This is a genomic window from Pseudomonas sp. IPO3774, assembly GCF_013386835.1.
Classification (GTDB): domain Bacteria; phylum Pseudomonadota; class Gammaproteobacteria; order Pseudomonadales; family Pseudomonadaceae; genus Aquipseudomonas.
Genome location: NZ_JACAQY010000017.1, coordinates 182410 through 199364, shown reverse-complemented (window position 1 = coordinate 199364; position 16955 = coordinate 182410). Strand labels below are relative to the sequence as shown.

General features: G+C 61.2%; 19 protein-coding genes and 1 pseudogene. 9 read left to right on the top strand and 11 right to left on the bottom strand.

The features are described 5' to 3' along the window. The first annotated feature begins 32 nt into the window (after positions 1–32). Positions 33–617 (top strand): TMEM165/GDT1 family protein, encoded by a 585-nt coding sequence (locus HYE77_RS11340; protein ID WP_003216166.1) that lies wholly within the window; start codon positions 33–35, stop codon positions 615–617. A 160-nt stretch (positions 618–777) separates the two neighbouring features. Here the strand turns inward: HYE77_RS11340 and HYE77_RS11335 are convergent, their stop codons facing one another. Next, the gene (locus tag HYE77_RS11335) at positions 778–1596 is read right to left on the bottom strand and encodes a M48 family metallopeptidase (protein WP_003216165.1); all 819 of its coding nucleotides are present in this window, start codon (positions 1594–1596) and stop codon (positions 778–780) included. A gap of 252 nt (positions 1597–1848) precedes the next feature. Between HYE77_RS11335 and HYE77_RS32950 the strand changes: the two are divergent. Next, positions 1849–3129: pseudogene (locus HYE77_RS32950) on the top strand (HAMP domain-containing protein); the annotation flags it as partial. Between the two features lie 15 nt (positions 3130–3144). After that, the gene (locus tag HYE77_RS32945) at positions 3145–3987 is read left to right on the top strand and encodes a methyl-accepting chemotaxis protein (RefSeq protein WP_371319411.1); all 843 of its coding nucleotides are present in this window, start codon (positions 3145–3147) and stop codon (positions 3985–3987) included. 133 nt (positions 3988–4120) lie between these two features. Here the strand turns inward: HYE77_RS32945 and HYE77_RS11325 are convergent, their stop codons facing one another. From HYE77_RS11325 to HYE77_RS11315, 3 genes are read right to left on the bottom strand one after another with little or no spacing between them, the layout of a single operon-like run. Beyond that, positions 4121–4741 carry an SOS response-associated peptidase gene (locus HYE77_RS11325; RefSeq protein WP_003216163.1) on the bottom strand — a complete coding sequence of 207 codons (621 nt, stop codon included), beginning with the start codon at positions 4739–4741 and terminating at the stop codon, positions 4121–4123. 36 nt (positions 4742–4777) lie between these two features. After that, entirely contained in the window at positions 4778–5038 is a 261-nt protein-coding gene (locus HYE77_RS11320) for a putative signal transducing protein (protein WP_017477710.1), read from the bottom strand. A gap of 10 nt (positions 5039–5048) precedes the next feature. After that, a complete protein-coding gene (locus tag HYE77_RS11315) occupies positions 5049–5228 on the bottom strand; it encodes a CPXCG motif-containing cysteine-rich protein (RefSeq protein WP_102369897.1) in 180 nt (59 codons plus the stop codon). Between the two features lie 144 nt (positions 5229–5372). Here HYE77_RS11315 and HYE77_RS11310 point away from each other — a divergent pair, with 144 nt between their 5' ends. Then, positions 5373–6536 carry a 1-acyl-sn-glycerol-3-phosphate acyltransferase gene (locus HYE77_RS11310; protein ID WP_029615884.1) on the top strand — a complete coding sequence of 388 codons (1164 nt, stop codon included), beginning with the start codon at positions 5373–5375 and terminating at the stop codon, positions 6534–6536. A gap of 135 nt (positions 6537–6671) precedes the next feature. On the opposite strand, the gene HYE77_RS11305 is transcribed toward HYE77_RS11310, so the two are convergent. After that, positions 6672–6929, bottom strand: coding sequence for a hypothetical protein (locus HYE77_RS11305; RefSeq protein ID WP_003216159.1), 258 nt, complete (start codon positions 6927–6929; stop codon positions 6672–6674). 181 nt (positions 6930–7110) lie between these two features. Here HYE77_RS11305 and HYE77_RS11300 point away from each other — a divergent pair, with 181 nt between their 5' ends. Next, the gene (locus HYE77_RS11300) at positions 7111–7320 is read left to right on the top strand and encodes a hypothetical protein (protein WP_177068791.1); all 210 of its coding nucleotides are present in this window, start codon (positions 7111–7113) and stop codon (positions 7318–7320) included. A 102-nt stretch (positions 7321–7422) separates the two neighbouring features. Here HYE77_RS11300 and HYE77_RS11295 read toward each other — a convergent pair whose 3' ends face one another. Next, a complete protein-coding gene (locus tag HYE77_RS11295) occupies positions 7423–8007 on the bottom strand; it encodes a YajG family lipoprotein (RefSeq protein WP_003216157.1) in 585 nt (194 codons plus the stop codon). Positions 8008–8191: 184 nt separating this feature from the next. On the opposite strand from HYE77_RS11295, the gene HYE77_RS11290 reads away from it, so the two are divergent. Continuing rightward, the gene (locus HYE77_RS11290; protein ID WP_003216156.1) at positions 8192–8425 is read left to right on the top strand and encodes a hypothetical protein; all 234 of its coding nucleotides are present in this window, start codon (positions 8192–8194) and stop codon (positions 8423–8425) included. A gap of 727 nt (positions 8426–9152) precedes the next feature. Beyond that, on the top strand, positions 9153–10661 hold the full coding sequence (gene mqo / locus HYE77_RS11285; protein WP_003216154.1) for a malate dehydrogenase (quinone): 1509 nt from the start codon (positions 9153–9155) through the stop codon (positions 10659–10661). 94 nt (positions 10662–10755) lie between these two features. Here mqo and HYE77_RS11280 read toward each other — a convergent pair whose 3' ends face one another. The 3 genes from HYE77_RS11280 to HYE77_RS11270 all read right to left on the bottom strand — a co-directional run bounded on the left by HYE77_RS11280 (position 10756) and on the right by HYE77_RS11270 (position 12356). Then, entirely contained in the window at positions 10756–11043 is a 288-nt protein-coding gene (locus HYE77_RS11280; RefSeq protein ID WP_003216153.1) for a PA4642 family protein, read from the bottom strand. A gap of 208 nt (positions 11044–11251) precedes the next feature. Then, positions 11252–11737, bottom strand: coding sequence for a hypothetical protein (locus HYE77_RS11275; RefSeq protein WP_177068790.1), 486 nt, complete (start codon positions 11735–11737; stop codon positions 11252–11254). A 61-nt stretch (positions 11738–11798) separates the two neighbouring features. Beyond that, positions 11799–12356: a hypoxanthine-guanine phosphoribosyltransferase gene (locus HYE77_RS11270; RefSeq protein ID WP_003216150.1), complete on the bottom strand. Its 558-nt coding sequence runs from the start codon at positions 12354–12356 to the stop codon at positions 11799–11801. Between the two features lie 165 nt (positions 12357–12521). Here HYE77_RS11270 and upp point away from each other — a divergent pair, with 165 nt between their 5' ends. Both upp and HYE77_RS11260 read left to right on the top strand, forming a co-directional pair. Further along, on the top strand, positions 12522–13160 hold the full coding sequence (gene upp / locus HYE77_RS11265; protein ID WP_003216149.1) for a uracil phosphoribosyltransferase: 639 nt from the start codon (positions 12522–12524) through the stop codon (positions 13158–13160). A 2-nt stretch (positions 13161–13162) separates the two neighbouring features. Beyond that, complete coding sequence (locus HYE77_RS11260) at positions 13163–14437, top strand: uracil-xanthine permease family protein (protein ID WP_087692860.1); 1275 nt, start codon at positions 13163–13165, stop codon at positions 14435–14437. Positions 14438–14566: 129 nt separating this feature from the next. Here HYE77_RS11260 and hisC read toward each other — a convergent pair whose 3' ends face one another. Continuing rightward, positions 14567–15619 carry a histidinol-phosphate transaminase gene (gene hisC / locus HYE77_RS11255; RefSeq protein ID WP_003216145.1) on the bottom strand — a complete coding sequence of 351 codons (1053 nt, stop codon included), beginning with the start codon at positions 15617–15619 and terminating at the stop codon, positions 14567–14569. 3 nt (positions 15620–15622) lie between these two features. Further along, the gene (hisD, locus tag HYE77_RS11250; protein WP_177068789.1) at positions 15623–16948 is read right to left on the bottom strand and encodes a histidinol dehydrogenase; all 1326 of its coding nucleotides are present in this window, start codon (positions 16946–16948) and stop codon (positions 15623–15625) included. Positions 16949–16955: the final 7 nt, after the last annotated feature.

Sequence of the window (16955 nt, the reverse complement as noted above, 5' to 3'; positions counted from 1 at the left end):
AGCCGTGTCGACCCGCCCCTGGAACTTACCTGATGCTGGATTCTCTGCTCGTCCCTACTGCAATCGTTGCCTTGGCCGAAATTGGCGACAAGACGCAACTGCTCGCACTCATTCTCGCTGCACGCTTTCGCAAACCCTGGCCGATCATCGCCGGCATCGTTGCCGCGACCCTGGCCAACCATGCGGCCGCCGGTGCCGTGGGGGCCTGGTTCGGGAGTTTCTTCTCGGATGCGGTGCTGCACTGGATCCTCGCGGCGAGCTTCTGCGCCACGGCGCTGTGGACCCTGGTGCCCGACAAGCTCGACGATGACGAAGCCAGCACTTCCCGCAAGTTCGGGCCCTTCCTGACCACGCTGATCGCGTTCTTCCTCGCGGAAATCGGCGACAAGACCCAGATCGCTACCGTGATGCTCGCGGCGCAATACCCGGAACTGTGGCTGGTAATTATCGGCACGACCCTGGGCATGTTGATTGCCAACGTGCCGGTGGTGCTGGCGGGTAATTTTGCCGCGGACAAATTGCCGCTGACGCTGATTCGTCGACTGGCGGCTACGGCATTCTTCATCCTGGCCATTGTTGCGGTGTACAAGGCCATGCAGAGCAGCGGCTGGATCTAAACGCAACCCGATATGGGGGCTGGGCTTTTGAAGGAGCTAGCTTGCCTGCGACAGCATCACCTCGGTGCAACTGACACACCGAGGTGCCTGCATCGCGGGCAAGCCCGACGCCCACACAAGCCGGGCCCCCACATTCAGATTTGCATTTCAGCCTTATAAATCAGGATTTTTTCGCCTGCTGATACAACGGCATCACCTTCGGAATCGCCGCCTGCAACGAGGCGATCCGGCTGTCGGAGGCAGGGTGGGTGCTCATGAATTCAGGTGGCGAGCCTTCCGAAGCCTTGGCCATTTTGTTCCACAGGGTAATCGCCGCGTTCGGGTTGTAACCGGCACGCGCCGACAACTCCAGGCCGATCAGGTCCGCTTCGTTTTCATTGCTGCGGCTGTTGGGCAAGGTCATGCCGTAGTTGGCCACGGTATCGGCCAGCGCCAGGCTGTCCTGACCGAGGCCGAACAACGCACCGGCCCCCTGCTTCGCCATTTCGATACCGTAGGCCTTGGACATGGCTTCGCGGCCGTGTTCACGCAAGGCGTGGGCAATTTCATGGCCCATCACGGCGGCGAGTTCGTCGTCGGTCAACTTGAGATTGTCGATCAGCGCGCTGTAGACAAAGATCTTGCCGCCAGGCCCGCAGTTGGCGTTCATCTCGTCACTTTTGATCAGGTTCACTTCCCACTTCCACTGCGCCGCATCCGGGCGGAAGGTGGGCGCCTGGGCGATCAGGCGGTTGGCAATCGCCTGCACGCGCTTGGCGTTGGCGCTGGTCTTGTCCACCAGGCCCTTGCCGCTGGCTTCACCCAGGGTCTGCTGGTAGGACTGCGCATACATCTGGTCGACTTCCTGGCTCGACAACATGCTGAACATGTACTGCTTGCGCTCAACGCCCACGGCGCCGCCGCTGGTGGTGTTGACCGACTGACAACCGGCGAGCAACAAAGCCGCGCCCAACGCACATACCGCCACTGTCTTTTTCATCAACCTGCTCCCTGAAAACATGGCGCGTATCGTAGTCGGCCAATTGTATCGACGCCAGATACAACAGACGTATAGCCACCTGATTTCAGATACATCCCACACTGCCGCAAAAAATTCACAAACGCTGGCAACCATTCCATTTACGACATTCGCCCATCCGGCACAGCCATTTTGAGGTAATGGCCCTCATGTCTCCCCCGCCCGCGGCCGATATACACAAGCAGCCAATCTCCCCCTGCGTTCGGAGCCGTCATGAAGTTCAAGTCGATTCAATTTTCTGTCGCGGCACTGGCCGGGGCCATTGTCCTGAGCGTGGTGGTGGTGTTGGTGCTGTATGCCTTGTTCGCCGGGGCGCGCACCCAGGAGATGGTGCAGGAACGCACCCAGGGTCAATTCGAACAAATCATCGAGCAGCGCCTGACCGCCCTGGCGCAAACCCAGGCGACGCTGATCCAGCGCGAACTCGAAGCACCGCTGGTGACGGCCAAGGGCCTGGCCACCGCCAACGCCCTGATGGGCATGAAAGACGCCAACGGCAACCCGCAACTGGCGGTCTCCCGTGAACAACTGATCAACCTGATCCACGAAACCGTGGTGCGTAACCCGAAGATTCTTGGCGCCTATATAGGCTGGGAAGCCAACGCCATCGACCACAACGATGCTGCCTACGTCAACAGCCCGGTGGTCGGCATCGAAACCAACGGCCGCTTCCTGCCGTGGTGGTTCCGCAATGCCGACGGCAGCCTGGGCCTGGACAAACTGGCTGACGTGGCCGACCAGACCATCCTGTCCACCGGCGTGCGCGCCAGTGAGTACTACCTGTGTTCCAAGGAAAGCAAAAAGCCCTGCGCCATCGATCCGGCCCCTTATAAAGTCGGGAATGCGATGGTGATGCTCGCCTCGTTTATCGAACCAATCATGATCGACGGCACCTTCCAGGGCATCGTCGGCGCCGACCTGTCGGTGAACTTCATCCAGGAAATGCTCACCAAGGCCGATCAGAATTTGTACAACGGTGCTGGCGAGTTGGCGCTGATTTCCAGCAACGGTCGGCTGGTGGCCTACACCAAGGACGCCAGCAAGCTCGGGGAAAAGGCCAGCGACCTGCTGGACAGCAACGAACTGGCCAACCTCGGCCAACTGAAGATCGGCGAGGTGCGCTATGACGTGGACAAGCAACACGGGCATATCGAGCTGTTCCTGCCGTTCAACATCGGCCAGACCGACGCCCGCTGGACCCTGCTCCTGCAACTGCCCCTGAGTGCGGTAATGGCCGACCTGCAGGCGATGCAGCACGACCTCGACGCCCAGCGCAAAACCGATATTTTCGGCATGGCCGTGGCCGGGCTGCTGATCGCCGGCATCGGCTTGCTGGTGATCTGGCTGGTGGGCCACGGCATTGCCCGGCCGCTCAAGCAAATGGTGGCGATGCTCAATGACATCGCCCAGGGCGAAGGCGACCTGACCCGGCGCCTGACCAGTGATCGCGCCGACGAACTGGGGGCGATTGCCAGCGGCTTCAATACATTCCTGGCCAAGTTGCAGGGGATGATTACCCAGGTGGTGAGTTCGGTGCAGAAGGTCAGCGACTCGTCGGAGCACACCGCCGACATCGCGATTCGTACCAACCAGGGCGTGCACAAGCAAATGGTCGAGATCGACCAGGTGGCTACCGCCGTGCACGAGATGACCGCGACCGCACAGGACGTGGCGCGCAACGCCACCCAGGCCGCACAGGCCGCCAGCCACGCTGATCAAGCGGCGAGCCAGGGCATGCAGATTGTGCGCGACACCTCCACCTCCATCGGCGCCCTCGCCGAGGAAATCGGCAAGGCGGTCGGTGTGGTGCAGGCGCTGGCCAAGGACAGCGAGAACATCAATGCCATCCTCACGGCGATTCGCGGGATTGCCGAGCAGACCAACCTGCTGGCGCTCAACGCGGCAATCGAAGCCGCACGGGCCGGTGAGCAAGGGCGCGGGTTTGCGGTGGTGGCCGACGAGGTGCGCAACCTGGCGCAGAAGACCCAGAAGGCTACCGAAGAAATCCAGGCCATGATCCAGCAACTGCAACAAGGCACCCGCGACGTGGTGCGGGTGATGGAAGACAGCCAGAATCGCACCGATGAAAGCGTGCAACACGCGGCCAAGGCGGCTCAGGCGCTGGAGACCATTACCCAGGCGGTGTCGGTGATCAACGACATGAACACCCAGATCGCCAGCGCCGCCGAGGAACAGAGCGCGGTGGCCGAGGACATTAACCGTAACGTGATCAATATCGGACAGGTGGCCAATGAAGTGGCCGGCGGAGCGGATGAGTCGAGCGCGGCCAGCGCAGACCTGACCAAGCTGGCGGAGCAGCAGCGACGGTTGATCAATCAGTTCAAGGTTTGAGTCAAGCGGCGCCCTTTCGGGCGCCTTCGCGAGCAAGCCCGCTCCCACATTCGATCGCATTCCTTCAGTTGAAATGCAATCAAATGTGGGAGCGGGCTTGCTCGCGAAGAGGCCGGCCGATTCAACACAACGCTCAACCCGGCGTCAGGCACTCCGGTCCATTCAGCTTCGGATCGTTGACCATATTGGCCAGCACCCGCTCGCGCAACGCGGTGGGTTCACTGGCCAACAAGGCCTGCAAGGTGTGCAGCGGCGTCTCGGGGTTCAGCCAGGCTGCCTGCCCCGCCGCATCCAGAATCAACGGTCGGCGCTGACTCTGCGCCGCCTGGGTCACCACCGCCGTACTCAACCAAACCTGCTCCTGCACCGGATACGCCTCCCAGATCGCCGCAAAGAACAGCGTGCTGCCCTCCCCCGGCGTCAGCCAGTACGGGCGCTTGCGCTGGGTGCCGCGCCATTCGTAGAAACCATTGGCCGGCAGCAGGCAGCGGCGCTGACGAAACGCTTCGCGAAACATCGGCTGTTCGGCAAGGGTTTCCGCCCGGGCATGGGCTGGTGTACGAGAGAGATCGGTCAGCCAGGGCGGCGTCAGGCCCCAGCGCGCCCGCGCCAGGGTGTGCTGGCCGTCGCTCAGGCGCTGGATCAGCACCGAGTCATTGGGAGAGATGTTCCACTGGGCCTGCTGGTCGGCCGGGAAGCCCGGCAAGGCAGCAAACGCGGGGTTCCAGCGAAACAGGGCATAACGTCCACACATGGGGCAACACGACTCTTGGAGAAACTGGCCGACAGCCTAACAGACCAGCACGTCGGGAAAGCTGTCGGGTTCATCACCGGGCAGTGGTTGCGCACCGTTGTAGGCGGTGATCAGCTCGCGGGCGTAGGCGGCCTGGTCGTTCTCCACCGCCAGCGCCAGCAGGCCATAGATCGGCAGTTCGCCGGTACCCCCGAGCAAATCGCGCCCCACCAGGTGCGCGGTGATGCCCTCGCTTTCGAGCATGCCTTGCAGCAGCTCGCCTTCCATCAGGTTTTCCGGCTCGTAGATTCGCTGCATGGGCGTACCTTTATTCGTTCTCGCTGCGCACGTTGAGCATCCATTCGTCGTCATGAACCTGCAGCTCGAAAACAATGGGCCGGCAGCACACCGGGCAGTCCTCAATATATTCCTGATCGCCCGCCGACAGGTCCAGTAGCGCCGTGACTACCTCTCCACAATAAGGACATTCGTACGACTCCTCTTCCATCGCGGTCTCCAAGGTGACTTGTGCGTATAATCGCCGGTCTATTTACAGGGCTATTTTTCGTCCCGGCCAATTGCCCGGACCACGCCCTGATATTTATTGTTCCAAACCTTTACTTACCCTAGCCGTTTCTAACAAGAGAGCATGATGGGCGAATTCGATACCATCCGACCTTACAACGACAGCGAAGTCCCGGCAGTGCTGGCCCGACTGTTCAGTGACAAGGCCTTTCTGGACATCCTGACCCACTTTCGCTTCCCGCGCTTTGCCGGCGCCTTCGGCTGGCTGCTCAAGCCGATGATCGCTCATAAACTGCGCCGTGAGTTCGCCGGCGTCACTACCGTGGCCACGCTGCAGGACAAAGTCGAGTTTTACGTCGACCACACCATCGAGCGGGCAACCGACGGCGTGACCTATACCGGCGTGGAGCAGTTCAAGTCCGGCAGCGCCTACCTGTTCCTGGCCAACCACCGCGACATCGTGATGGACCCGGCCTTCGTCAACTACGCCGTGTATCACGCCGGCCTGCCGACGCCACGCATCGCCATCGGCGACAACCTGCTGCAAAAGCCGTTTGTCAGCGACCTGATGCGCCTGAACAAGAGTTTCATCGTGCACCGCTCGATCACCGGGCGCAAAGAGAAGATGGCGGCCTACCAGTTGCTGTCGGCCTACATCAACCATTCGATTCGCAACGACTGCCAGTCGATCTGGATCGCCCAGGCCGAAGGCCGCGCCAAGGACGGGGATGATCGCACCGAGTCGGCGATCCTCAAGATGTTCCACATGAGCCGCAAGGACGAGCCGTTCGCCGAGGTCATCCAGTCACTGAACCTGACGCCCGTGTCCATCAGCTACGAATACGACCCGTGCGACGCAGCCAAGGCCCGCGAGCTGTACATCCGCGCCACCACCGGCACCTACAGCAAGGCGCCGGGGGAAGATGACGTGAGCATCGCCCTGGGCATCACCGGCTACAAGGGCCGGGTACACGTCAACTTCGCGCCGCCGATCACTGAGGCGTTCGAAGACACCAAGCTGTTGGCGATCGAAATGGACCGGCAGATCCTGGGCGGTTATCGGTTGTTCCCGGTGCATTACCTGGCGTACGCCCAATGGAGCGATGCCGATCCGCAATTGCAGGTACCGACCGCAGCCGAGGTATTCCCGGCGGACGAGTTGGCCAAGGCGAAGGCAGAGTGGGAGCGGCGCTTGAATGCGTGCCCGGCCGAGCATCGGCCGTATCTGGTGTTGCAATACGCGACGCCGGTGAGGAATCAGTACCGGGTCAAGGCCGGGATTGCCCTGTAACCCGGTACCAGCAACAGCGCAAACCCAATGTGGGAGCGGGCTTGCTCGCGAAGGCGGTGGATCAGCCAATCATGTATTGACTGACACCGCGCTTTCGCGAGCAAGCCCGCTCCCACAGTTGTTTTTAGGGTGTTCTTACAATCGGGTACTAAGAAAGGACACCAGCAACGCCAGCCCCAGACAGGCAAACCCCAACCGGTAGAACAGGCGATAGGTACGCTGCGTCAACACGTCCAGATACAGCATCGGCTGATCAATGGCACGCAGTTCGCTTTGCGCGGCAAGGCGGGCCATCGCGCGCTGTTCATGCAGGCGCGTGACAAACAGCAGCCATGCCGCCGGGCAGGCCAGTAACAGGGCAAGGGAATTGAGCAGTAGTGCGGTCAGCGACATCGCAAACCTCGATGTATCAGTGTCTTGGTATCAATCCAGATACAAACCTGAATGATATGCGCCGCCTGCGCGTCATTACTCCTTCCCCATTGACGGCTAATGTATCCAGTAATTTACAGCGTCACCTGAACGTCACCTTAACAAGCCACTCTGTTGCCCTTCGAAAGCCCGGGAGCTTGTCATGTTGCACGCGCAGAACCAGGATCAGCTGTATCTGATTGCCCCAAGCGATGAGCAAGAGGCCCTGGTGGGCGGCCTCGCGTTCAATGTGCAGGACCGCCACTGGCTGGTGTATTGCGCCCTCGGCGGGCATCAACATGCCGACCTGCCGGAGCTGGACTTGCTCACTGGCGTGAGTGTGCTGGACTTTTATGTCGAAACGGCTGCATGAAAACGGCAGGCGTAATAAAACCGGGCTCATCGCTGAGCCCGGTCATCGTTCCCACGCGCCGCAAAGGAATGCCGGCTGGGGCGCTCCGCGCCCGCCTGACGGTTACTGCGAGCTGAGCAGCGAACCGATGCTCGGGTCCTTGAACAGGCGCGTCAGGGCATCGCTCAACACGTCGCTGACCAGCTTGGTGTTGGTTTCCTGGTTCGGCGCCATGCCGAAGCGCTGGTCCAGGGATGCGCCGTAACGGCCGCTGTAGCGACGGGTACCGGCAGTCACGTCGGACTTGAAGGTCGCGCCGATGGTGGCTTCAGTCACGTACAGGCCTTCCTTGGGCGACTGATACTTCAGCTCGGCCAGGGTGATGGTCAGTTGTGGCGCACCTGGCGAGTTGGACGGGGTGAAGCCCAACAGGCGCACGGCCGCTTCGGCCTGGGCTTGCAGCTTGGGCAGCACGTCCGCACCGGTCACCGTAATGGCGCTGGTTTCCGGGTACAGGCCGCCACGGGTGCCGAGGGTCGGCGACGGACGACCGTCAACCACACGCACCGACACCGGCTGGCCATGGCCGACAGGCGCCAGCTGGGTGGTGATTTTCGGTTGCGGGCTGAGTTGTTGCGGGCTGTGGGCGCAGCCAACCAGGGTCAAACTGGTCACAGTGATCAAACCGAACAACAGGCGTTGCAACATACTCATTTCTCCAGGACTAGATGCAAACAGGGCGCCAGTATAACGGTGAGCGCTCGCCACTCACCAGAATTCCTGAACGGCGCCTGAACTGTCGGCGAAATTACAATTTTCACACAGAACCGTCACCTCAATGTCATGCCAGACTGCCAACCTTCGCAGCATGTAACGAACCGGGTACACAGCCATGCGCCTTCTCAAATCTTTGTTCTTTTCCCACGCCAGCCATCGCCACTTCGCCCTGCTCGACGCCCAAGGCTGCTGCCAGGCTTTCAAGCAGTGCAGCCTGCCGCCCGTCGGTGAAGGCTGGGTCGAAGTCGAAGAGACCCGCCTGAGCTGGATGCACCGTCCGCTGCCCGCCAGCGCGCGCGTCAGCCCCCGGGTTTCGCAGCCACAGGCACGGCACGCGTTGGCCTCCTGACCAGACTGCTAATAAAAGTCATTAAACACGTCCATTTGCGCGCATTTCTTCGCTACAATCTCCCCCCGATTATAAGGACGTCTCCTGATCGGGCCTCGCAGCATCGCTAATGCACTTGTATTAGCTCCCCCGCACCGCCCACAGAGAGCCGCCCACACAGATCGTGTGAAGCTGGCGAGCTTGCTGTTTTCTCTGCAAACCATCGTCTTTACCCGAATCTGCCAGAGCTGCCATGCGCTCGGCCACTTGAGTTGTTTGCCCGTTTTGCCGCTTGCCGGCAGTGATTTCGGGCCAGGTGCCAGGCTGGGGCAGCCCTTTTTTGAGGTTCACGTCTTCAAAAGAGCGTGAAAAAAACGGGTTTTCACAACTTCACAAGAGTGTGGCGAGCAAATGAATAGTTTTGCGTTTGTACAAGCACCATCAGCGTCTGGAACAGCCCCACCACACAGGACCGAGCACTCCTCAAGAACCGGAGCTTGAAGCCTGTCCGCTACGGATTTGGTTGCACGATCGGACGAGCTTGACCATAAGTCGAATTGCCACAGGCGCCCTTAAATGCGTTCATACGCAGATCAGGCCCGGTCGGCAGCGTCCGCTTGCGATAAATTGCGAAGAATCGGACATGGCGATCCTGGCCATGGGTAACCTGGGGCATCACGTGAACCGCCCCGTCACTCCTGGCAGCCATGCCGTCAATTTGGTGCTGCAGATTTTGGAGACGCGTTAAATGGCGCATAACGAAGCAGTCGACGTAGTACTGGTAGGTGCGGGCATCATGAGTGCCACCCTCGCCGTACTGCTCAAAGAGCTCGACCCCGGCCTCAAGCTGGAAGTCGTTGAGCTGATGGATTCGGGTGCCGCGGAAAGTTCCAACCCGTGGAACAACGCCGGTACCGGCCACGCCGGGCTGTGTGAGCTGAACTACACACCGCAGGCCGCCGACGGCTCCATCGACATCAAGAAAGCCGTGCACATCAACACCCAATTCGAGGTGTCGAAGCAGTTCTGGGCCTACCTGACCAAGAAAGGCACCTTTGGCTCGTCCAAATCCTTTATCAGCCCCGTGCCGCACCTGAGCTTCGTACAGGGCGAGAAAGGCGTGTCGTTCCTCAAGAAGCGTTTTGAAACCCTCAGCCAGCACCACGCGTTCTCGGACATGCACTACACCGAAGACCGCAGCGAGATGGCCGAGTGGATGCCGCTGATGATGCCCGGCCGCCCGCTGGACGAAAAAATCGCCGCCACCCGCGTGATGAACGGCACCGACGTCAACTTCGGCGCCCTGACCAACCAGTTGCTCTCGCACCTGACCAGCGCCCCGGATGCCCAGGTCAAGTACAGCAAGCGCGTCACCGGCCTCAAGCGCAACGGCGCCGGCTGGACCGTGAGCATCAAGGACGTCAACAGCGGCAATTCCCGTGATGTGGACGCCAAGTTCGTGTTCCTCGGCGCCGGTGGCGCGGCCCTGCCGCTGTTGCAAGCCTCGGGCATCGAGGAAAGCAAGGGCTTCGGCGGCTTCCCGGTCAGCGGCCAGTGGCTGCGTTGCGACAACCCGGAAGTGGTCAAGCACCACCAGGCCAAGGTCTACAGCCAGGCGGCCGTGGGTTCGCCACCGATGTCGGTGCCGCACCTCGACACCCGTGTGGTCGACGGCAAGAAATCCCTGCTGTTCGGGCCATACGCCGGTTTCACCACCAAGTTCCTCAAGCACGGCTCGTTCCTTGACCTGCCCATGTCGATTCGTGCCGGCAACATCGGCCCGATGCTGGCCGTGGCCCGGGACAACATGGACCTGACCAAGTACCTGGTCAGCGAGGTGCGCCAGTCCATGGAGCAGCGCCTGGAATCCCTGCGTCGCTTCTACCCTGAGGCAAAAGCCGAAGACTGGCGCCTGGAAGTGGCCGGCCAACGGGTGCAGATCATCAAGAAAGACCCGAAGAAAGGCGGCGTGCTGCAATTCGGTACCGAACTGGTTGCGGCCAAGGACGGTTCGCTGGCCGCCCTGCTGGGCGCGTCCCCAGGTGCTTCGGTGACCGTGTCGATCATGCTGGAACTGATCGAACGCTGCTTCCCGACGAAAGCGGCCGGTGAGTGGGCCGCCAAGCTGCACGAGATCTTCCCGGCTCGGGAAAAGGTCCTGGAGACCGATGCCGAGCTGTATCGCAAGATCAACACGCAGAACAACATCAGCCTGGAACTGGTTGAGCAGAGCAGCGAGACCGAAAGCTACGCTTGAGCGTCGTGACGCAGAGCGTCAGTTGATGCATTCCCACGCAGAGCGTGGGAACGAAAAACGCCCCTAACGGGGCGTTTTTTTTCGTCCGCAACAATCAGCCGCGAGCTTGTTCGATCAGCTCGATGTACTCGGCGGCGTTGCGCTGGTCCTTGATCACTTCAACGAAGGTCAGGCCATGCTCGTCCTTGCCATCGAGGTCCAGGCCGGCTTCCTTGAAGAAAACCAGGAAGCGTTCGAAGTCGTCGATACGCAGGCCGCGGTAGGCCTTGATCAGTTTGTGCAGGGACGGCGAAGTGGCGTCTACCGGCTCGAAATCCAGGAACAGCTTGATTTGCTCGTCGCCGATTTCATCACCAATCACCTGTTTCTTATCTTTACGCATTACCGACTCCAGCCTGCAGACATTTACACGGGAAAAGCAGTTTACCTGCGGCACAGCGGCTTCGAAAGCTACGCGAACCAATGTGGGAGCTGGCTTGCCTGCGATAGCGGTGCATCAGTAACAGATGGGCCAACGGACCCACCGCTATCGCAGGCAAGCCAGCTCCCACATTGACTGTATTTACACCGCCGAATGCGCGTTGGCTGGATTATTTGGCGCGCACCGCCCCGGTGTGCAAATCGGCCCAGATATGACCGTTGGCGTAAGTGAGGAATTGCACATAGACCGTGTCATTGCGCAACAAGTCGACGATCACCCGATACTGGGTCACCGGATACGACAAGGTCAGGGTTTTGCTTTTGTCGTCGAACACCGGCTTTTTCAGGCTTTTGCTTTCAGCATCGAAATTGAGAATCACCTGGACGATGGTCGCGCCTTTGTTCAGGGACTTGCCCTTGAGGCGGATCATCAACGGCGAGGTCACCGGGATCGGCTGCTGGGTGGATTGGCGCTGGTTACCCACCACCACCGAATACTCGGTGACTTGCAGCAATTGCTGCTGGTCCGGGGTTTCGGCGCGCAGGGTCAGGTCGTCGGGCGGCAGGAATTGGCTGTGCAGCGGCGCCGGAGCAGCCGCCAGGGGCAAACTGAGGGTCAGCGCCAGGGCGGCGCAGGTGCGAATCAACAGGCTCATGAACAGCTCCAGACGCAGGGGCCAAGCACGATAGCATGACAACCCTGCGCCTGAATCCCGCTTACATCCCTTTGACGGCGTAGATCCCATTGGCGTTGCGCCAGTAGCCTTTGTAGTCCATGCCGTAACCGAAGATGTAACGGTCAATGCACGGCAGGCCCACGTAATCGGCTTTCAGGTCCGGACGGGCCTTGCGGTCGTGGTCCTTGTCGATCAGCACGGCAGTGTGCACCTTGCGCGCGCCGGCGTGTTTGCAGAAGTCGATGATCGCGCCCAGGGTGTGACCTTCGTCGAGGATGTCGTCGATGATCAGCACGTCGCGGTCGATGAACGAGACTTCCGGCTTGGCTTTCCAGAACAGGTCGCCGCCACTGGTTTCATTGCGATAGCGAGTGGCGTGCAGGTAGGACGCTTCCAGCGGGAATTGCAGGTGGGTGAGCAATTTACCGGCGAAAATCAGGCCACCGTTCATCACGCAAAAGACCACCGGGTTGGTGTCGGCCATTTCACGGGAGATGTGCGCGCCGACCTTGGCGATGGCCTCTTCGACTTGCGCTTCGGTGTACAGGCAGTCAGCCTCGCGCATGATTTGACGGATATGCTCGAGATCAGCGGACATGGCGCTCTCCAAGGGGGTGCTGTGGCAAGAAAAGCGGGCAAAGGTACGCATGTGAGGCGCAACGTTCAAGCCTTAATGGACTAACGTACTAGATGTCTATAGGACAACACCCTCGGATAGATTAATCTAGGCCGGTTTTTTTGCCCGCCGCCGGAGCCTTTCCCCATGCCCATCCGTGAGATCCGCCATCCGCTGATCCGACATAAACTCGGCCTTATGCGCCGCGCCGACATTAGCACGAAGAACTTCCGTGAGCTTGCTCAGGAAGTCGGAGCGCTGCTCACCTACGAGGCGACCAAAGACCTGCCCCTGGAAAACTACGAGATCGCCGGTTGGTGTGGTCCCGTCCAGGTCGAGAAAATCGCCGGCAAGAAGATTACCGTGGTGCCGATCCTGCGTGCCGGTATCGGCATGCTCGAAGGCGTGCTCAGCCTGATCCCGGGTGCCAAGGTCAGCGCCGTAGGCGTGGCCCGCAACGAAGAGACGCTGCAGGCCCACACCTACCTGGAAAAACTGGTACCGGAAATCGACGAGCGCCTGGCGATGATCATCGACCCGATGCTCGCCACCGGCAGCTCCATGGTTGCCACCATCGACCTGCTGAAAAAAGCCGGTTGCAAGGACATCCGCGCCATGGTGCTGGTGGCCGCTCCCGAAGGCATCGCCGCCGTCGAGAAAGCCCACCCGGACGTGTTGATCTACACCGCATCCATCGATGAACGCCTGAATGAACATGGCTACATCATCCCGGGCCTGGGCGATGCCGGCGACAAGATCTTCGGTACCAAGCAGAAGGACGCGTGACCATGCAGGATGAGTTCAACGACCCGCTTTGGCGCCAGATCCTGTCTGGCGCACAGATGCTCTTCGTAGCATTTGGCGCGCTGGTGTTGATGCCGCTGATCACCGGTCTCGATCCAAACGTCGCCCTGTTCACCGCAGGCTTGGGCACCTTGTTGTTCCAGGTGGTTACCGGGCGCCAGGTACCGGTGTTCCTGGCGTCGAGCTTTGCGTTTATCACCCCGATCATTCTCGCCAAAGGCCAGTTCGGCCTCGCGGCGACCATGGGCGGCGTGATGGCGGCCGGCTTCGTTTACACCTTCCTGGGCCTGGCCGTGAAGATCAAGGGCACCGGTTTCATCGACCGGCTGCTGCCGCCGGTGGTGATCGGGCCGGTGATCATTTCCATTGGCCTGGCCATGGCGCCGATTGCGGCCAATATGGCGATGGGCAAGGCCGGTGACGGCAGCGAGTTGATCCACTACCAGACCGCCATGCTGATCTCGATGCCGGCGCTGCTGACCACGTTGATCGTGGCGGTGTTCGGCAAAGGCATTTTCCGCCTGGTGCCGATCATCTCCGGCGTGCTGGTGGGTTTCGCCATGTCGTTCTACTTCGGCGTAGTCGACACCGCGAAGATCGCCGCCGCACCGTGGTTCGCCCTGCCCCACTTCACCGCGCCGGAATTCAACTGGCAGGCGATCCTGTTTATCGTCCCGGTGGCCCTGGCCCCGGCGATCGAACACATCGGTGGTGTGATTGCGGTGGGCAGCGTGACCGGTCGCGACTACCTGAAGAAGCCTGGCCTGCACCGCACCCTGCTGGGTGACGGGATCGCCACCACCGCTGCCGGCCTGTTCGGCGGCCCGCCCAACACGACCTACGCGGAAGTGACGGGCGCGGTGATGCTGACCAAGAACTACAACCCGAAGATCATGACCTGGGCGGCGGTGTTTGCCATCAGCCTGGCGTTTATCGGCAAGTTCGGCGCGCTGCTGCAAAGCATTCCAGTCCCGGTGATGGGCGGTATTCTGTGCCTGCTGTTCGGCTCGATTGCCGCAGTGGGGATGAACACCCTGATCCGCCACAAGATCGACCTTGGCGAAGCGCGCAACCTGGTAATTGTGTCGGTGACCCTGGTGTTCGGGATTGGCGGTGTGCTGGTAGGCACCGGCACTGGCCCGGATGACTTTGGCCTGAAGGGTATCGCCCTGTGTGCGGTGGTAGCGATTGCGTTGAATCTGCTGCTGCCGGGCAATGACGGCTGGAAGAACAGGAAGCCGGATGAGCCGCTGATCTAACTGCCAACGCAAAACCAGTGTGGGAGCGGGCTTGCTCGCGAATGCAGTGTGTCATTCAGCACATCAGTGACTGAACCACCGCATTCGCGAGCAAGCCCGCTCCCACATTTTTTTGAGTTTCAGTGTGGCTTACAGCTCGCCCAACGCATCGATCAGCGCCTGGTTCTGCTCCGGCGTGCCAATACTGATCCGCAGGAACTGGGCAATCCGCTCCTGCTTGAAGTGCCGCACAATCACCCCCTGCTCCCGCACCTTGGCCGCCAGCCCGGCAGCGTCGTGCCCTGGATGCCGGGCAAAGATGAAGTTGGCCGCCGACGGCAGTACTTCAAACCCCTTGGCCTGCAGTTGCGCCACCAGCTTTTCACGGCTATCGATCACCAACTTGCAGGTGTTCCGGAAGTATTCGCGGTCTTCAAAAGCGGCGGCCGCGCCGACAATCGCCAGACGGTCCAGCGGGTAGGAGTTGAAGCTGTTCTTGACCCGCTCCAGCGCCTCGATCAGGTCCGGGTGGCCCACGGCCAGGCCCACCCGCAAACCGGCCAGGGAGCGCGACTTGGAGAGGGTCTGGGTCACCAGCAGGTTCGGGTAACGGTCCACCAGGCTGATGGCGGTCTCGCCGCCGAAGTCGATATAGGCTTCATCGACCACCACCACCGAGTCCGGGCTGGCCTTGAGGATTTGCTCCACGGCGTCCAGCGCCATCACGCAACCGGTCGGCGCGTTCGGGTTCGGGAAGATGATCCCGCCGTTGGGCCTGGCGTAGTCCGACACGCGGATCTGGAACTGTTCATCCAGCGGCACTGCGTCGAAGGCAATGCGGTACAGGCCGCAGTACACCGGGTAGAAGCTGTAGCTGATGTCCGGGAACAGCAGCGGCAGGTCGTGCTGGAACAAACCGTGGAAGATGTGCGCCAGGACTTCATCGGAGCCGTTGCCCAGGAACACCTTGCCCGCGTCGATCCCGTAGTACTTGGCCACCGCCTGCTTGAGCAGGTCGCTGTTGGGGTCCGGGTACAAACGCAGATTGTCGTTCAGCTCGGCCTGCATGGCAGCCAGCGCCTTGGGCGATGGGCCGTAGGGGTTTTCATTGGTGTTGAGTTTTACCAGCTTGGTCAGCTTCGGTTGCTCACCGGGCACGTAAGGCACGAGATCCTTGACGAGCGGGCTCCAGAATTTGCTCATGTTTCAGTTCCCCTGCTTATCGTCAACGATGCGGTATTCGGCGCTGCGGGCGTGGGCGGTCAGCGACTCGCCACGGGCCAGCACGGAAGCGGTCTTGCCCAACTCCGACGCGCCCTCTGGCGAGCAGAAGATGATCGACGAGCGCTTCTGGAAGTCATATACGCCCAGCGGCGAGGAGAACCGCGCAGTGCCCGACGTGGGCAGCACGTGATTGGGACCTGCGCAGTAGTCGCCCAGGGCTTCGCTGGTGTGGCGGCCCATGAAGATCGCGCCGGCGTGGCGAATCAGCGGCAGCCAGGCTTGTGGGTCGGCGACGGACAACTCCAGGTGTTCCGGGGCGATGCGGTTGGCCACTTCGATGGCTTGCTCCATGTCGCGCACCTGGATCAGGGCGCCACGGCCATTGATCGACTTCTCGATGATCTCGGCGCGCTCCATGGTCGGCAGCAGCTTGGCGATGCTGGCGGCGACCTTGTCCAGGAATTCGGCGTCCGGGCTGACGAGGATCGCCTGGGCGTCTTCGTCGTGCTCGGCCTGGGAGAACAGGTCCATGGCGATCCAGTCCGGGTCGGTCTGGCCGTCACACACCACGAGGATTTCCGAAGGGCCGGCGATCATGTCGATGCCGACCTGGCCAAATACATGGCGCTTGGCCGTGGCCACGTAGATGTTGCCCGGGCCAACCACCTTGTCGACCTTCGGCACGCTTTCGGTGCCGTAGGCCAGGGCCGCTACCGCTTGGGCGCCACCGATGGTGAACACGCGATCAACGCCCGCGATGCAGGCCGCTGCCAGCACCAGTTCGTTGATTTCGCCACGCGGGGTAGGCACCACCATGACCACTTCGGTCACGCCGGCCACCTTGGCCGGAATCGCGTTCATCAGTACCGAGGACGGGTACGACGCTTTGCCGCCCGGCACGTACAGGCCGGCACGGTCCAGCGGCGTGACCTTCTGGCCCAGTACGGTGCCGTCGGCCTCGGTGTAGCTCCAGGAATCCTGTTTCTGTTTCTCGTGGTAGCTGCGCACCCGCGCGGCCGCCACTTCCAGGGCTTCGCGCTGGGGCGCGGTGATGCGGGTCAAGGCCAGTTCCAGGCGTTCGCGGGGCAGGATCAGGTCGGCCATGGAGGCGACATCCAGGCCATCGAACTGCCGGGTAAAATCAACCAGCGCCGCGTCACCGCGCTCGCGCACGGCCTTTATGATGTCGAGCACCCGCTGGTTGACCGAATCGTCGGACACGCTTTCCCAGCTCAGCAGATGATCCAGATGATGGGCGAAATCCGGGTCGGCAGCGTTGAGTCGGGCAATTGCAGTGGACGTGGTCATAGCGAGG

Coding starts and splice junctions, on each gene's coding strand:
- HYE77_RS11325 (WP_003216163.1), bottom strand. CDS start 4,741: ATGTGTGGACGTTATGCCCTGTTTCGCTGGAACCCCGCGTTTGCTGCC.
- mqo (WP_003216154.1), top strand. CDS start 9,153: ATGGCGCATAACGAAGCAGTCGACGTAGTACTGGTAGGTGCGGGCATC.
- HYE77_RS11305 (WP_003216159.1), bottom strand. CDS start 6,929: ATGTCGCTGACCGCACTACTGCTCAATTCCCTTGCCCTGTTACTGGCC.
- HYE77_RS11310 (WP_029615884.1), top strand. CDS start 5,373: ATGGGCGAATTCGATACCATCCGACCTTACAACGACAGCGAAGTCCCG.
- HYE77_RS32945 (WP_371319411.1), top strand. CDS start 3,145: ATGATTACCCAGGTGGTGAGTTCGGTGCAGAAGGTCAGCGACTCGTCG.
- HYE77_RS11270 (WP_003216150.1), bottom strand. CDS start 12,356: ATGTCCGCTGATCTCGAGCATATCCGTCAAATCATGCGCGAGGCTGAC.
- HYE77_RS11335 (WP_003216165.1), bottom strand. CDS start 1,596: ATGAAAAAGACAGTGGCGGTATGTGCGTTGGGCGCGGCTTTGTTGCTC.
- HYE77_RS11295 (WP_003216157.1), bottom strand. CDS start 8,007: ATGTTGCAACGCCTGTTGTTCGGTTTGATCACTGTGACCAGTTTGACC.
- hisD (WP_177068789.1), bottom strand. CDS start 16,948: ATGACCACGTCCACTGCAATTGCCCGACTCAACGCTGCCGACCCGGAT.
- HYE77_RS11320 (WP_017477710.1), bottom strand. CDS start 5,038: ATGCAGCGAATCTACGAGCCGGAAAACCTGATGGAAGGCGAGCTGCTG.
- upp (WP_003216149.1), top strand. CDS start 12,522: ATGCCCATCCGTGAGATCCGCCATCCGCTGATCCGACATAAACTCGGC.
- HYE77_RS11260 (WP_087692860.1), top strand. CDS start 13,163: ATGCAGGATGAGTTCAACGACCCGCTTTGGCGCCAGATCCTGTCTGGC.
- HYE77_RS11280 (WP_003216153.1), bottom strand. CDS start 11,043: ATGCGTAAAGATAAGAAACAGGTGATTGGTGATGAAATCGGCGACGAG.
- HYE77_RS11300 (WP_177068791.1), top strand. CDS start 7,111: ATGTTGCACGCGCAGAACCAGGATCAGCTGTATCTGATTGCCCCAAGC.
- hisC (WP_003216145.1), bottom strand. CDS start 15,619: ATGAGCAAATTCTGGAGCCCGCTCGTCAAGGATCTCGTGCCTTACGTG.
- HYE77_RS11290 (WP_003216156.1), top strand. CDS start 8,192: ATGCGCCTTCTCAAATCTTTGTTCTTTTCCCACGCCAGCCATCGCCAC.
- HYE77_RS11275 (WP_177068790.1), bottom strand. CDS start 11,737: ATGAGCCTGTTGATTCGCACCTGCGCCGCCCTGGCGCTGACCCTCAGT.
- HYE77_RS11315 (WP_102369897.1), bottom strand. CDS start 5,228: ATGGAAGAGGAGTCGTACGAATGTCCTTATTGTGGAGAGGTAGTCACG.
- HYE77_RS11340 (WP_003216166.1), top strand. CDS start 33: ATGCTGGATTCTCTGCTCGTCCCTACTGCAATCGTTGCCTTGGCCGAA.